The following is a 16,668-nucleotide window of genomic DNA, read 5'->3' as shown; positions in this document are numbered from 1 at the left end:
GAAAGAATATATTTTACAGCGCTTTTAAAACAAACAGTTTAGAATGATAGTCTCCAGCTTTCTCTCGTGACCAATATTCATCAGCACGACCGGTAAAGTTTTCAGCTAGAATAATACCGATGTTCATTAATTCATCACCATAATAAGTTTTATCCGTACCTTCAATGGCGTAACATTTGTCTGGATTTAGACCGACTAATTTAATCCGTTTATAACTTTCGTTTGGTTTAGCTAATACCTGATAGTAACCAACAATTGCTTCATTTTGATCTGATGACACAAGCATCCAAGCGGTCTCATTTGATTCAAATGGATTCATCAAACGATGAAAGACCCCTTGACGAATTAATTCCCTTTGTTCTTTGAAAAAGGCTGTTTGTTTTTTGACGGCTTCTTTTTCGGCATCTGATAATTTAGTAACATCTAATTCATAGCCGAATGTACCAAAGTATGCGACATTCGCACGTGTTTCAATCGGTGTTATCCGTCCCACTTGATGATTGGGAACAGCTGAAACATGGCTACCAATTGCGCTTAATGGATAAACGTGAGAGATACCATATTGGATTTTTAAGCGTTCAATAGCATCCGTATCGTCACTTGTCCAAGTTTGTGGTGCATAATAAAGCATGCCTGGATCAAAGCGGCCACCGCCACCAGCACAAGATTCAAAGAGAATTTCAGGATACTTCTCGATCAATCGTTCATAGAGTGAATAAACCCCTAGAATGTAACGATGGAAGACTTCACCTTGCTGATCAGCAGGGAGCTCTTTAGAGTAAACCTCTGTCATAAATCGATTCATATCCCACTTAATATAAGAAATTTTGGCATCATTAATGATGTTGTCCATCATTTGATAAACATAGTCGACAACTTCTGGCCGAGAAAAATCTAGAATATATTGATTACGACCATGAGACGGCTCGCGATTTGGAGAAGCGATCAACCAATCGGGGTGGTCAGCAAATAGTTTTGTTCCCTTGCTGATCATTTCGGGTTCAAACCATAACCCGAATCGCATGCCGAGCGCTTCGATTTTCTCGGATAGACCTTTAATTCCATTCGGTAGTTTTTGTTTATTTTCAAACCAGTCACCTAATGATGAAGAATCATCATGGCGTTCTCCGAACCAACCATCATCCAGTACGAACAATTCAATGCCAAGCTCTTTTGCAGTTGAAGCAATTTCAAGCACCTTTTCTTCGTTAAAATCAAAGTAGGTAGCTTCCCAATTGTTAATTAGAATTGGTCTAGTTCGATCACGCCAATAGCCACGTGCTAATCTTTCACGATAAAGGGCATGATAGGTTTGACTCATTCCATTTAATCCGTTTTCAGAAAAGACCATGACGGCTTCAGGTGTTTGAAAAGACTGATTGGGGGCTAGTTTCCATGAGAAACGAAATGGATTGATCCCCATCATGACACGACTAACTCCGTAAGAGTCCACTTCTACCTGTCCGAGGAAGTTCCCGCTATATACAAGGCTAAAACCATAAACATCCCCGGTATGCTCAGTTGTCTCAGGGCGTTTTAAAGCAATAAATGGATTGTGGACATGACTACTTGCACCTTGGGTACTAGATACTGCTTGTATCCCTGTTGCAAGTCGATTCACTTCAAGGTGTGTTTCACGTGCCCAGGCCCCATTTAATTGGAGGAGTTCAAACTGATCAGATGCTAAGTCAATACTTGTACTCATTGCATTTTCAATTTGATAATCTTCCTCTGAATCATTTATGAATTTTGCGCTTCTTGTAATAACTGGCCGATTAGAAAAAATCGTATAACTTAACACGAGTCTTAAGTTTAATACAGGATCTCGTAGTGTAATGAATAAAGTGTCTGCTTCATCATCTGCTTCAACATATGTTGCCGGTAAACCAGGTAAAGTAGGTTTTCCTTTTTGAATTTGATAATCTTCATATTGGAAAGTTGTTACATGGCTCCCAAGTTGGTTCGTGATTGCGTGTGCAGGATAACGGAAATCCGTTGTTCCATAACTAGGATACTCTTGTTTAATATGTTCAAGGGATGATGTATGGTCCCCCTCAAACATATTACTCGATGGTCGAACTTCTCGTTCAATTAAATGAGAGAATGAATCACGATGTGTAATTTTCTTTCCATAGTAGAGATGTTCTAATTGCTTACTTTTTTCTAGGACGCGAAAAACGTAACTTATTTGTTTGTTTTGCAAATGAAATTCTTGATTTGCTTCATTTATAAATATTGACATTCTAATCACCTCTTGTATTTAGGTTATCGATAAGCTATTATAAATTAACAATAACATATTTTGATTGAAAACGCTATAGTTTATTATACACTCAACTTTTAGAGAGATACATGTTAATAATAAAAAAGATTAGACATTCTTAGGAGGGCATTATATATTTATCTTGTAATTTGTTTAATTAACTTATTAAGCTAATAGAAAGAAAGGAGATGGATGCAGAAGAGAAAAAGCGGTTTGTAGTGACTAGAATAAAGCATGAAACAGAGGAATCTGATTTAAGATTCACTTTTTATTATTGATAAAAACAACTACCATGAGGTGATAAATAATGAAAAAACTTATCCAGAAGATACGAGGTTGGCAGTTTAGGCAATTAAACAAAGGTGACTGGTTAAATGCTACCGTACCGGGCTGTGTTCACACTGACTTAAATTCACATGGATTGATAGAGGATCCTTTTTATGGAACAAATGAACGTGATCAACAGTGGATTGATAAAGAAGATTGGGAGTATCAATCAACATTTACGATTGACGAAGATTTAGTCAAACAAGACCGAATTGAGCTTATTTTTCATGGGTTAGATACGTATGCGAATGTTTATTTAAATGATCAATTGATTTTAACAACAGAGAATATGTTTCGTACTTATCGTAAGGATATTAAATCTTATCTAACAGAGGGTGAGCAAGAACTGCGCATTCATTTTAAATCCCCGATTGATGTTGATTTGCCAAAACTTGAGGCGCTCGGTTATGGATTACCGGCAGCTAATGATGATTCTGAAATGGGGCAATTGGGCGATCGACAAATCAGTATTTTTGCTCGCAAAGCTCCTTACCACTATGGTTGGGACTGGGGACCACGTTTTGTGACGAGTGGGATTTGGCGTGATGTGGAGTTAGTTGCATGGTCACAGCTTGACATCGATGATTTTTATATTAACCAAAAATCGATTTCAAAAGAAAAGGCTGAATTAATCGCAGAACTTGAAGTCGATAGTATTTCAGACTGGCAAGGTCAACTTCAAATAAGGACAGGAGATTTATCTTGGCAGAAAGATGTTCAACTTAAAGAAGGGAGAAATAAACTAGCAATTGAACTAGAGATTGACCAACCTAAATTATGGTGGAGTAGAGGTTTAGGTGACCCAAATCAATATACATTTAAAGCTGAGCTTAATCAGGATAACAAGCCAGTGGCAAGTGCTAATGTAACAACGGGATTAAGAACAATTCGACTCGTTCGTGATCCTAATCAAGAAGGCCATTCATTCTACTTTGAATTAAATGGTGTACCGGTATTTGCAAAAGGGGCAAATCATATTCCTAACGATAGCTTTGTAACTGAGGTAACAGAGGAACGTTATCGCTATGAAATTGAAAGTGCGGCATCTGCCAATATGAATATGCTTCGCGTCTGGGGTGGGGGTATTTATGAAGCTGAGATTTTCTATCGCCTCTGTGATGAGTATGGGATTATGGTTTGGCAAGATTTTATGTTTGCCTGTAGTATGTACCCAGGCGATCAAGCTTTTTTAACCAATGTTGAAGCAGAAGCAAAAGATAATGTGAAACGCCTGCGTAGTCACCCATCGATTGTGCTCTGGTGTGGAAATAATGAAATTGATTCAGCTTGGGCACATTTTAATGAGCATGCAGGTTGGGGCTGGAAAAATGCTTATGACCATGAGACACGAGAAAAAATTTGGTCGGATTATAAAAAGATTTTTCATGAAATTCTAGCAGATGTAACGAGTGAATTCGTACCGAACGAACCTTATTGGCCATCATCACCAATGGTTGCTTTGACAGATGATATTAATCAACATGCAACAGAAGTAACAGCTAGCGGAGATATCCATTATTGGGAAGTTTGGCACGGTAAAAAACCGTTTGAGGATTACAATACGCATGTTGGGCGATTTATGAGTGAGTATGGTTTTCAATCATTTCCGGAGCTTAGAACAGTCGAAACTTTTGCTGAAGAATCGGATTATGCGATTGAATCAGAAGTGATGCTTCATCATCAAAAGAATGGTGCTGGAAATCAATTGATTGAAACATATATGGATCGATACTTACCTAAGCCGAAAGATTTCCCATCCTTCCTTTATATGAGTCATGTCCTTCAAGCAGAAGGGGTTAAACAAGCGATTGAAGCACATCGTCGAAACATGCCTTATTGTATGGGAACCCTATATTGGCAAATCAATGATTGCTGGCCCGTAGCTTCATGGTCAAGTATTGATTATTATGGTCGTTGGAAGGCACTTCATTATTTTGCTAAGGAAGGATTTAAAGATGATATTTTATCTTTTGTGCAAACCAAAGACCAAGTGAAGGTCTATGTCGTTACAGATCAATTGGTCAATCGAACAGCTGAGTTAACCCTCACCTTGTATCATCTAACAGGGGAAGTTTTGAGTGAAAAGAGGTTAAGTGTTGACCTTATGTCAAATCAAAGTACACAAGTTGACACAATTGCTCTTGAAGCTTTTCTAAAAGATTATGATCGAGCAAATATTGTTCTAGTAGGGGAGTTAACCGTTGGGAATAAAAAAGTCGATCGCAAATATCATTATTTTAAGCCAACAAAAAAATTAACCTTGCCCAAAGCTGATCTTATGATTGAACGTTTACAAGCAAGCGATCAGTTCGAAATATCGACAAATCAATTTGCCAAAAACATATGGTTAGATACGGATGAGGCTGGATATTTTAGTGCTAACTACTTTGATCTTTTACCTGGCGAGAGAAAAACTGTTCAATTTATACCGAGAAACAAAAGGGTAAATCAAGCAATACAAATTCAAGCGAAATCAATGTCCGATATGATTTAACGAATTTTTGAGGGGAATGTCCATTTTTAGAGCAAGTGAAAGAGTCGTTTGATAACGAGGTGGACAAATAATTGTCGAGAAGTAATCAATGTGGCCGCATAGTAATAGCCATCGTTAAAAATTGTATATGTCTCTATTAATAGAGGGCTAGAGAAAAAATGAGACTGCTGCATAACTGAGTGAAAATCAAAAGGGAATCCGGTTTTTAATGGATTCCCTTTTGATTTCATGATCATTTATATAAATTCATCATGACTTAAATGGTTTAGGGGTTTCACTCAGTCCCACGGCCTCAACTTTTATTGCTCCACTGCTGTTCCACAATAAGGTTTTCCGGACTCGCCACCCGATCCTCCATCTGCTGAATAAAGTTTCACTACGATAAATCCCTTGATTAGCTCATGTCCCTTTCTTAAAAATATAAGTAGAGTTAATTGTTTAAATTTTCACAAAATTACTCTTGAAATGAAATGGTTAAATTGATAAACTAAGTCATTATAAGGTTTTAGGATTAATTATTTAATATAATAATAGATAGGTGTGGTGAATAGGATGAGTAAGGTTTATAATTTCTCAGCAGGACCAGCTATACTACCGAAAAGTGTATTAGAAAAGGCACAAGCAGAATTGTTAGATTTCAACGGTTCAGGTATGTCAGTGATGGAGTTAAGTCACCGCTCGAATTGGTTTATGACGATTTTAGAAGAGGCAGAGAGTGGAATTAGAAAACTAATGAACATACCTGATAACTACAAAGTTCTCTTTTTACAAGGTGGAGCTTCACAACAATTTGCTATGGTACCAATGAATTTGTTAGTAAATAATAAACAAGCTGATTATGTTCTAACTGGATCATGGTCAAAAAAGGCATATAAAGAAGCGAAAGCGTTTGGAGAGATTCAGGTAGTTGGTGAGGATACCATCAACCATATTCCGTCACTAACAAAGGAAATGTTTAACCCGAAGGCGGATTATGTACATATTACGACGAACAATACAATTGAAGGAACTGCTTTTTCTGAATTACCGGACACTGGGGATATTCCCTTAGTAGCAGATATGTCTTCCAATATTCTATCAACACCGATAGATGTAAGTAAGTTTGGTATTATCTATGCGGGAGCACAAAAGAATATAGGACCAGCGGGACTAACAATCGTGATTATTCGAGATGACTTAATCGGTTTAGCCTCAGGTTCTATTCCGACGATATTTGATTATAAGACACATGCTGAGAATAACTCTGTCTTCAATACACCACCGACTTTCTCAATTTACGTTGCGAAACTTGTTTTTGATTGGTTGCAAGAGCTTGGTGGTTTGGAAGTAATAGAGAAAATTAACCGTGAAAAGGCTGATTTACTGTATGGAGCGCTTGATCAATCAAATATGTTTGAAGCGCCAATCAAGGGTCGCGATCGTTCACTAATGAATGTTCCTTTTATTGCTGCAAATGGTGACAAAGAACTTGAAGCTAAATTTATTAATGAAGCAAAGGAAAATGGTTTGGAAACGTTAAAGGGTCATCGCTCAGTTGGGGGAATGCGTGCTAGCATTTATAATGCAATGCCGCTAGAGGGTGTTAAGGCTTTAGTTGACTTCATTAAAGAATTTGAGCGGAAGAATAGTTAAGTAAAAAATTACCGAGTTGGATTATCTATCGCAAAATATAATAAAATAGGGTAAAATGACTACAGAAATGCTACTTAATCTGTAGTCATTTTTAATTATTTAGTTAAAGCTTGAATCGGTTATCCGATAATGAGAGGATTGAATGGAAGTTATGACAGATCATTTTTGGCTGGATTTGCCGCGGCCGTTTTTTGTACTAGCACCAATGGAAGATGTGACAGATGTTGTATTTCGTCATGTTATAAGTGAAGCAGGTCGACCAGATGTGTTTTTCACTGAGTTTACAAATTCAGAAAGTTATTGTCATCCGGATGGAAAACAAAGTGTTCGGGGGCGGTTAACTTATACAGAGGATGAACAGCCTATTGTTGCCCATATATGGGGGGATAAACCTGAATATTTTCGAAAAATGAGTCTTGGTATGGCGGAGCAAGGCTTTCGTGGTGTGGATATCAATATGGGCTGTCCTGTAGCTAATGTCGCAGGAAATGGAAAAGGTTCTGGCCTAATTCGTCGTCCAGAAGTTGCTGCAGAGTTGATCCAAGCAGCTAAGGCAGGTGGTTTACCTGTTAGTGTAAAAACAAGACTTGGTTATACGGATGTAGAAGAATGGCATGATTGGCTTACACATATATTGAAACAGGATATTGCCAACCTTACGATTCATTTGCGAACAAGGAAAGAAATGAGCCAAGTTGCCGCACATTGGGAGCTTATTCCTGATATAAAGGCGCTTCGAGATCAAATCTCCCCAAAGACACTTTTAACAATCAACGGGGATATCCCAGATCGCCAAACAGGTTTGGAACTGGCTAATCAATATGGTGTGGATGGGATTATGATCGGGCGTGGTGTTTTTCAAAACCCCTTTGCCTTTGAGAGTGAGCCAAGAGATCATGATAGCAAGGAATTAATCGATCTTTTAAGGTTACATTTGGATTACTTTGATCAATATTCAAAGATAGAACCGCGGCTGTTTAAACCATTAAGACGCTTTTTTAAAATTTATGTTCGTGGATTTCGAGGAGCAAGTGAATTAAGAAATCAATTGATGAGTACAGAGTCAACAGACGAAGTGCGAACATTACTGGATCAATTTTTCAAGCAATATGCTGATATGACTTGTGAATAGTGGGACTAAATTGTATTTAAAAGAGACGATCCACTAAGATCCGGTGGGAGATGAAGAAAACAACCGTTGGATGAAGATTTACTTTTTACATGGTATCCATGTTTGTTTATAGAGAAAAGTTTAGCGGGAATCATGATAAAAAAGTGATCTATCAAATTATATTTATTATTTAAGGAGGATAATATGGAGTTAATCGTTTATCTAGCTGGGCAAATTCATGATGATTGGCGTGATCAGTTAGCCGAAAAGGCTAAACAAAGGAATTTACCACTTACCTTTGTAGGTCCACAAGCTAATCATGATCGTTCTGATGGAATTGGTGAAGAGATATTAGGCAAACAACCAAGTGCATATTATCGCGATGATGCAGCTTCTGCTGTTAATAATTTTAGAACAGAGGTTTTGATGAATAAAGCGGATCTCGTGATTGGATTATTTGGTGAAACATATAGACAGTGGAATACAGCGATGGATATCTCGACAGCTATTACATTGAATAAACCGACAATCATAATTCGCCCTGAAGCTTTGATTCATCCACTAAAGGAACTTTCTAATAAAGTGAATGTTACCGTTGAAACCCTTGATCAGGCTCTTGATGTAGTTGCTTATATATATGAATAAGCCTAGGGGAAAGAGGTGAGAATATCTCATCTCTTTTTTTCTTGATTATTCAATTCGATAAACTTATTGACAAGTTACCTTTTGGTTTATAGAATGTAAGTACAAGTTTTTTAAACGCTTACAAAGGAGAATAAAATATGTCGAGAAAATACCTTGGTATAATCAGTGCCATTATCTTAGTAATTGCAGCCTTAATTGTGGTCTGGAACAATGATAAAGGTGTGGGAATAGGAGGATCTGATACAAATGATGGAGATGAGCAAGGGACAGTTTTAGATGAACCAAAGTTTAATAATGTGTCCGTACATGATCCTTCGATTATAAAAGTAGATGATTCATACTATGCTTTCGGTTCACATATTGAAGCGGCAAAATCAGAAGACTTAATGGACTGGACAGTGTTTACCAATGGTTACACAACGCCAGATAATGCCTTGTATGGTGATTTATCGGATAACCTTGCAGAATCATTTGCTTGGGCAGGGGAAAATGATGCAGATAGCCAGGGAGGATTTTCTGTTTGGGCACCAGAGATCTTTTGGAATGAGCATTATGTTAATGAGGACGGAACGACAGGTGCATTTATGATGTACTATAGTGCTTCCTCAACTTATATCCGCTCAGCGATTGGTTTTGCTGTATCACAGGATATTGAAGGCCCCTATGAACATGTTAAGACATTGGTATATTCAGGATTTACTGACCATGAAGCATACGATGATAAGAGTGAGGTAAACAAACAGTGGGAAAATACCAATATCGCTGATCTAATTGATCAAGGCTTGATTAATGATAAAAATGAAAAATGGTTTGACCGTGATGGTGAATATAATAATCGTGACTATCCCAATGCCATTGATGCGAATCTTTTCTTTGATGAGGAAGGCCGCTTATGGATGACATATGGTTCATGGTCAGGTGGAATATATTTGTTGGAGCTAGACAAAGAAACAGGTGAAGCGATCTATCCCAAAGAAGATGGTGAAACTGAGGATGGTCGTCTGATCGATCGTTATTTTGGGACTAAGATAGCAGGTGGATATTGGAAGTCAGGCGAAGGTCCTTACGTTCAATACAATCCGGATAACGGATACTACTATTTATACGTAACCTATGGCTGGTTGGGAGCTGACGGGGGATATCATATGCGGCAGTTTCGTTCTGAAAACCCAGAGGGCCCTTATCTTGATGCTGCCGAACAACCAGCAGTACTTCCTGGTGATGTAGATAATGCTCAGTTCGGTAATAAACTATTTGGTAATTTTATTTTTGAACGGGAGTTAGGAGAACCGGGAATGGGGCAAGGACAAGGTTATTTATCGTCAGGCCATAACTCTGTTTACCTAGATAACGATACTAATCAGGAATTTTTAGTTTTTCACACTCGTTTTCCAAATCGGGGTGAAGAGCATGAGCTTCGAATTCATCAAATGTTTTTAAATAAGAATGATTGGCCAGTTGTTGCACCGAAACGCTATGCTGGTGAAAGTCTTAATGATCAAATTAAGACGGATGAATTAGTAGGAAACTATAAATATATCAATCATGGTAAAGATAATAGTACGGATTTAAAAGCAAGTCAGATAATTGAATTGCATGAAGATGGTACTGTTACTGGTGCAGTTGATGGAAATTGGGAGCATGATGGTTATTATGGAGCGATCACAATCAATGATATCGTCTACGATGGTGTTTTTGTTGAAGTGTGGGATGAGCTAGCAAAAGACTTCGTGATGTCTTTTACAGCATTGTCTGAAAAAGGTGTATCCATTTGGGGAGTACAATCACACAGTTCAACACTATCATCAGAAGAGATTGTTGATAAAGTAGAAGCTGATTTATCACTTGGTAACCAAAATGATGTGACCGACGATCTTAGCTTAGATATTACTGCTTTCGGTGGGACAACAATTGAATGGCAGTCATCAGATGAATCAATTATTTCAGTTGATGGAAAAGTGACAAGACCTACTGGTGAAGATGCACAGGTTACTTTAACCGTAACAATAGCAAATGGTGATGTGAGTAAGGAAAAGACGTTTGAACTCAATGTATTAGGAAATAAGGAAGTCGCTTTAATAGCGCACTATGCATTTGATCATGATTTGTCAGATGACCAAGGCTCATTTAAAGATGGTGAAGTAATTGGTGATCAAATAGATAATCAGGGTGGAGAAATAACTTTCGATGAAGGTGTTAAGGGCCAAGCAGCTAAATTTGATGGTAACTCTGGGATTCTATTACCGGAAGGACTCATTGACCAAGAGGCCTACACAATTGCCTTTTGGCTAAACCCGACTGAGCTTACTGAACATACACCTGCCTTTTTTGGGGCGGTTAGTCCTGAACAATGGCTAAGTATCGTTCCATATGGTCACACAGGAAATACAATGGTGTGGTCTGGAAGTGATGAATGGTATGATGCATCATCTGAAGTATTAATTGATGAAAATGAATGGACACATATTGCCCTTACGGCTGATGGTGACAAGATAACGCTTTATATAGATGGTGAAGTACATTTTCAAGGTAGTAATTTTCCAAATCTCTTTGATCAGGGATCCTCTTATTTCGCACTAGGAGTAAATCATTGGGATCCTGCATTTAAAGGATTAATGGATGAACTCTATATCTATGATGGAGCTATATCCGCAACAGAAATTCAAGAATTATATCAATGATAAAGGGTAACCTTGCTCTGTAATAAGACTTAATTGAAATAAGGAGGCTGGGACAAAACTCAGCTAAAATGAAAAAGGAATACAGTTGATACTGGATTCCTTTTTCTTATGATCATCATTTAAATAGAATCATCACCTCTTAAATGTTTTTGAGGTGTCACTCCGTGATTTACACTCTGGGTGGACGCTTTCCACGGGTACGGCCTCGGGCGCATAGGACGTGGCGGTTTTAGTCTAACATTCCTCATTGCTCCACTACCGTGTCACAATAAGGATTTTCGGACTCGCACTTTTCTCACAGAAGTCGCCACCCGACGTTCTAATCATTGGCTGGGCGCTCCTGATAATGGATCATAAATTGACTTTTTTAATAAAAAAAGGGGTAAATCCAAAGTACACAATGAACTAGGATTTGCGTTATTGGCTGTGAACTTAAGGTAATTCACGACTAATAACTCTAAGACTCCAAAGCATTCAAACCACTACAAAATGAAAATGGTTCTATTTACGAAAAAACCGTAAATAGAACCATTTTTTACTCAGTGAGACTCCTTATGTCCCAACCCCTTCATTTACTAATTAAATTTTCCGGGTTGAGTTCCGGTATTTAATTGCATGGGGAACGATTAAACGCTTTGCGGGTTCATCTTTTGTCTTTAATTGTTCAATTAAGCATTTAGCACTTTGAATACCTAGTTTATAGATTTGAATATCTACTGTTGTTAATGGTGGACTAGTAATTTCAGATAAATAAAGATTGTTGAAACTTGTAATCGAGACATCTTCAGGACAATCTAAACCAATTTCTTCAAGCATACCAATGACACCAAGACTCATTAAATCGTCCGTAATGACCATAGCAGTTGGAGACTTTTTAAGTGAAAAGAGATGTTCAACTGCTTTTCGACCACTTGAACGTGAAAATTCATCATGAATAATAAATTCATCTTTGATTGGAATATTTGCAGCTTGTAATGCTTGTTTATATCCTTCTAGGCGATCCATCGAGACAACGAGATCTGTTGTCCCACCGAGAAAAGCAATTTGCCGATGACCAAATTCAATTAAGTGTCCTGTAAGTTCTTTACTTGCTTGGACGTTATCATTATCCACATAAGTAATCTGGCTCTCATACTCTGAAGGCTTTCCAACAACGACAAAGGGGAATTTTTCTTTCATTAAAAAATTCATGATTGGGTCGTCTTCTCGTGAATAGAGCATAATAATTCCATCGACGCGGTTTCCATAAACCATTCGTTTAACTTCTTCGAATGATTGTACTTCATTCCCCCCGGTGGAAACATAAAGTGAATATTCAGTTTCATGAGCCATACTACCAATCCCGCGTAACACTTCAGGGAAAAAGGGATTTTGCAAGGCGGTTTCTGCAGATGATGGCATGATGACACCAATTGCCTGTGAAGACCGAACGGCTAAATTCCGTGCGTTCACATTTGGGTGGTAACCTAACTCTTCCATTGCTTTCCTAACACGCTTTTTTGTAGCCACACTAATTCGGGGGCTATCAGAGATAACACGAGAAACAGTTGATGGAGCAACGTTTGCTCTCTTAGCAACATCTTTAATTGTAACAGCCATAATACCTTCATCCTTTATAATTAATATAGCGCATCTTTTTAATAAATATTGATGCTGTAGACGAAACCATTCTATGTTAACCATACGAACCATTGGGAAGAAGCTTAAACTTTTTTCCGCAACCTTAAATGACTGTATGACCCCGCTTCAATCACATAGGAGAAACCATTGGATTATAAGTGGCGCAGCAGTCAGTAAAAGTCCGCTTAGTTCAACTAACAAATATTTCCGATGTGACGAGTAACTGCAAATCTTTAAGTATAAAAGAATGATCACGGTTTCAGACCCAGTCTCATCAGTTAAGGATAAATTGATCTCCCTAATAAAAATTTACTAAATGCAAGCGGTTGACGTCTGTTTAACAATGTTTATAATTATTATATATGATATTCAATTATATTAAAATAAGATAATCAAGAATTATGATTTTGCCTAATAGGATTGACCAATTTTGTGAAAACGTTTATATTTAGTTTAGTCATTTTATTTATCAGATAAACAACCAAAAAATTTTGAACCTCGATGCAATCGATTGCATTTGGGGAAAAAGGGAGGAATCTAATTGATTAAAGAAGCTATTTATCACAAACCAGTTAATCAGTATGCCTATAGTTATAATAACAAAACACTTCACATTATGTTGCAGTCTAAGAGAAATGATTTAAAAAGTGTTCAACTGATTTATGGAGATCCCTATGATTTTACTGGGGAACGATGGGATTATAAAAAGAAAGAGATGACAAAGTCTGGTGTGACCAATTCATTAGATTATTGGAAAGTTGCGATTGAGCCGCCATACCGCCGACTACGCTATGGTTTTCGTTGTGAGTCTACAAATGGTGAAGTCATTTATTTTACAGAACGTGGATACTTTAAAGAACAACCGAATGTCATAGGAAGTTACTTTTGTTTCCCTTACCTGCATGAGGTCGACACCTTTACAGCACCTGAGTGGGTTAAGGATACAGTTTGGTATCAGATTTTCCCTGAGCGATTTGCGAATGGCGATCCATCCATCAATCCGAAAGGTACATTAGCTTGGGGAAAACACGATCCAACCCCTACTAATTATTTCGGTGGCGACTTCCAAGGGGTGATCGATCACTTGGACTATCTAATTGACTTAGGCGTGACGGGTATATACTTTACCCCTATTTTTAAAGCAGGGTCAAATCATAAATACGATACAATTGATTACTTTGAAATTGACCCTCAATTCGGTGATAAGGAAACTTTCAAAAGGCTTGTTCAACTGTGCCATGAAAAAGGAATTCGGGTTATGCTTGATGCTGTATTCAATCATAGTGGTTATTATTTTGCACCATTTCAAGATGTTCTGGAAAAAGGTGAAGCATCAAAATATAAGGATTGGTTCCATATTTGGGATTTCCCTGTGAAGACAGATCCACGACCAAATTATGATGCGTTTGGTTATGTCGGTAGTATGCCAAAATTGAATACTGCTAATCCAGAAGTAAAAGCATATTTACTAAAAGCTGCCCGTTATTGGATTGAAGAGTTTGATATTGATGGCTGGAGACTTGATGTCGCTAATGAAGTAGACCATGCATTTTGGCGTGCTTTTCGAAATGAAGTTAGACAGGTGAAGCCTGATGTTTATATTTTAGGTGAAATCTGGCATGATTCAATGAAGTGGTTACAGGGTGATCAATTTGATGCAGTGATGAATTACCCTTTTACTGATAGTGTCGTTGATTTCTTTGGTACCAAGAAAATTCAAGTTCAGCAATTTCATGATCAAATCATCAATTTGTTGCATATGTATCCGATGAATGTTCATGAAGTTATGTTTAATCTATTAGATAGTCATGATACAGCTAGGATTGCTACACTGGCTAATGAAAATAAAGCTAGTGTTCGATTAATGTATCTGTTTCAATTATCTTTTATTGGGTCACCATGTTTATATTACGGTGATGAAATAGGAATGGTTGGAGGAGAAGAACCGGAGAGTCGGGCATGTATGGAGTGGGATCACAGCAAACAAGATTTAGACTTATTTAATTTTGTTCAGCAATTGATTCGTTTACGTAAGGAAAATCCGGCTTTTGGTGGACGAGGAAGTTTTGATTTTATTCAGATTGATGAGGAAAAGAATAGCCTTGTTTATCAAAAGCAAGATTCCAACAAGCAATTTATTTTTGTGATCAATAATAAAGAAAAAAGTCAACGAATTTATGTTCCAGGGCTTGCAGATAAACAGTATCAGCCTTTATTTCATGATCAAGGCTCCATGTTAGATGAAAGTGGACATGTTGAATTGGGCGCATATGGCTACCAATGTTATTGTATAGAAAGTCACTAATTACTTGAGATGGTATCCTTATAAAGGATGTCATCTCTTAAATTTAATTAAATGATTATTAAACCAATAATAATTGCGATAATTAGCAAACAGCTTCGTAGATCAATAATAGGGATATCCTTCATTGTTGCAACTCCTTGTTATTCTACTTTGTTCAATCATTATAACATATAATTCAGATAAAATTAATAGGATATATAAAAACGATCAAATTTAGTAAAGTCTGATTTGATGATAATATTTATCCGCTTGCTTTTAATGAACAGAAGTTTTTTTAATCTCACACACAAAAATTCTTTTTCGTTTCTAAATACGTTATACTGTGAGATAGAGAATTTTTGAAAGAAGGTCGTTAGATGATAGAACAGGAAAGTAATATTACGAGAATTGAGCAAGATGGTAAAGAATATATTTTAATTGGGACTGCACATGTTTCTAAACATAGTGCAGAAGAGGTCAAAGAAGTCATTGACCGAGAACAACCAGATTCAGTTTGTATTGAGTTGGATAAGCAACGCTATCAAGCGATGATGGACGGTAATAGATGGAAGGATACTGATATTTTTAAAATTATCAAAGATAAAAAAGCGACTTTACTATTAATGAATCTTGCCATTTCATCTTTTCAAAAGAGAATTGCTAAACAATTTAATATTGAAGCAGGGCAAGAAATGTTACAAGGGATTAAATCGGCGGAGGAAAATGGTGCAAAGCTCGTCCTTGCTGATCGTAATATTCAGATTACATTTTCAAGAATATGGAGTGCGGTTGGTTTCAAAGGCAAGATGATGTTACTATCGCAAGTCATTGCAAGTATCTTCTCGAATGAGTCGATAACTGAAGAAGAATTGGAGAAGATGAAGAATCAAGATTCGATTGATGCAATTCTAAGTGAGTTTACTGAATATTTTCCACGTCTGAAAAAGCCACTTGTCGATGAAAGAGATCAATATTTAGCAGAAAAGATTAAGCATGCCCCGGGTCAGAAAGTAGTTGCCGTTCTTGGGGCCGCTCATATTCCAGGTATTACAAAAGAGATAGGAAAAGACCACGATTTAAGTCAGTTAACGAAAGTACCCGAAAAGTCAAAATGGCCGAAACGGATCGGCTGGTTGATTCCGATTGCGATCGTAACCTTGATTATCGCTACTTTTCTCTTAAATCCGGTAGCCGGTTGGAGGCAAATGCAAAGCTGGTTGTTATGGAATGGCTCTCTATCAGCTTTAGGGACATTGGCTGCTTTTGGTCACCCACTAGCTATTTTAACTGCCTTTATTGCTGCACCGATCACGTCGTTAAATCCATTTATGGCAGCAGGCTTTTTTGCAGGTTTTGTCCAAGCTTATTTTAATAAACCACAAGTGAGTGACTTTGAGCAATTAAATGAGGATGTATACTCGGTTAAAGGTTTTTGGCATAATAAAGTAACCCGTGTGTTGCTAGTTATCTTACTAGCGAACCTGGGCAGTTCTTTAGGTACACTTGCTGCGGGTACGGATATTGTTAGATTATTTATCAATAGTTTATCGTGAAGTAAAAGGAAGTGCTTTTAATTGTTGAGGTGTAAGCTTCAAGTATATATGGAGCTTT

At 37.4% G+C, this 16,668-nt stretch carries 9 protein-coding genes; 7 read left to right on the top strand and 2 right to left on the bottom strand.

What is annotated here, in order from left to right:
• Positions 1–13: 13 nt before the first annotated feature.
• Positions 14–2,242 (bottom strand): alpha-galactosidase, encoded by a 2,229-nt coding sequence (locus tag KQI76_RS01045; protein WP_216398448.1) that lies wholly within the window; start codon positions 2,240–2,242, stop codon positions 14–16.
• A 328-nt stretch (positions 2,243–2,570) separates the two neighbouring features.
• On the opposite strand from KQI76_RS01045, the gene KQI76_RS01040 reads away from it, so the two are divergent.
• From KQI76_RS01040 to KQI76_RS01020, 5 genes are all read left to right on the top strand, one after another.
• On the top strand, positions 2,571–5,084 hold the full coding sequence (locus tag KQI76_RS01040) for a beta-mannosidase (RefSeq protein ID WP_216398447.1): 2,514 nt from the start codon (positions 2,571–2,573) through the stop codon (positions 5,082–5,084).
• A 552-nt stretch (positions 5,085–5,636) separates the two neighbouring features.
• Complete coding sequence (serC, locus tag KQI76_RS01035) at positions 5,637–6,716, top strand: 3-phosphoserine/phosphohydroxythreonine transaminase (RefSeq protein ID WP_216398446.1); 1,080 nt, start codon at positions 5,637–5,639, stop codon at positions 6,714–6,716.
• A 151-nt stretch (positions 6,717–6,867) separates the two neighbouring features.
• Complete coding sequence (locus KQI76_RS01030) at positions 6,868–7,848, top strand: tRNA dihydrouridine synthase (RefSeq protein ID WP_216398528.1); 981 nt, start codon at positions 6,868–6,870, stop codon at positions 7,846–7,848.
• Between the two features lie 183 nt (positions 7,849–8,031).
• Positions 8,032–8,472, top strand: coding sequence for a YtoQ family protein (locus KQI76_RS01025; RefSeq protein WP_216398445.1), 441 nt, complete (start codon positions 8,032–8,034; stop codon positions 8,470–8,472).
• Positions 8,473–8,609: 137 nt separating this feature from the next.
• Positions 8,610–11,153, top strand: coding sequence for a LamG-like jellyroll fold domain-containing protein (locus KQI76_RS01020; RefSeq protein ID WP_216398444.1), 2,544 nt, complete (start codon positions 8,610–8,612; stop codon positions 11,151–11,153).
• A 579-nt stretch (positions 11,154–11,732) separates the two neighbouring features.
• On the opposite strand, the gene KQI76_RS01015 is transcribed toward KQI76_RS01020, so the two are convergent.
• Positions 11,733–12,752 (bottom strand): LacI family DNA-binding transcriptional regulator, encoded by a 1,020-nt coding sequence (locus tag KQI76_RS01015; RefSeq protein ID WP_216398443.1) that lies wholly within the window; start codon positions 12,750–12,752, stop codon positions 11,733–11,735.
• 562 nt (positions 12,753–13,314) lie between these two features.
• Here KQI76_RS01015 and KQI76_RS01010 point away from each other — a divergent pair.
• Both KQI76_RS01010 and KQI76_RS01005 read left to right on the top strand, forming a co-directional pair.
• Positions 13,315–15,078: a glycoside hydrolase family 13 protein gene (locus KQI76_RS01010; RefSeq protein ID WP_216398442.1), complete on the top strand. Its 1,764-nt coding sequence runs from the start codon at positions 13,315–13,317 to the stop codon at positions 15,076–15,078.
• Between the two features lie 356 nt (positions 15,079–15,434).
• Positions 15,435–16,610 carry a TraB/GumN family protein gene (locus KQI76_RS01005; RefSeq protein WP_216398441.1) on the top strand — a complete coding sequence of 392 codons (1,176 nt, stop codon included), beginning with the start codon at positions 15,435–15,437 and terminating at the stop codon, positions 16,608–16,610.
• The last annotated feature ends 58 nt before the right edge of the window (positions 16,611–16,668 follow it).

The organism is Amphibacillus sp. MSJ-3, from assembly GCF_018919165.1.
Taxonomy (GTDB): Bacteria; Bacillota; Bacilli; order Bacillales; family Amphibacillaceae; genus Amphibacillus.
This window is presented reverse-complemented; position numbering and strand designations above follow the sequence as displayed.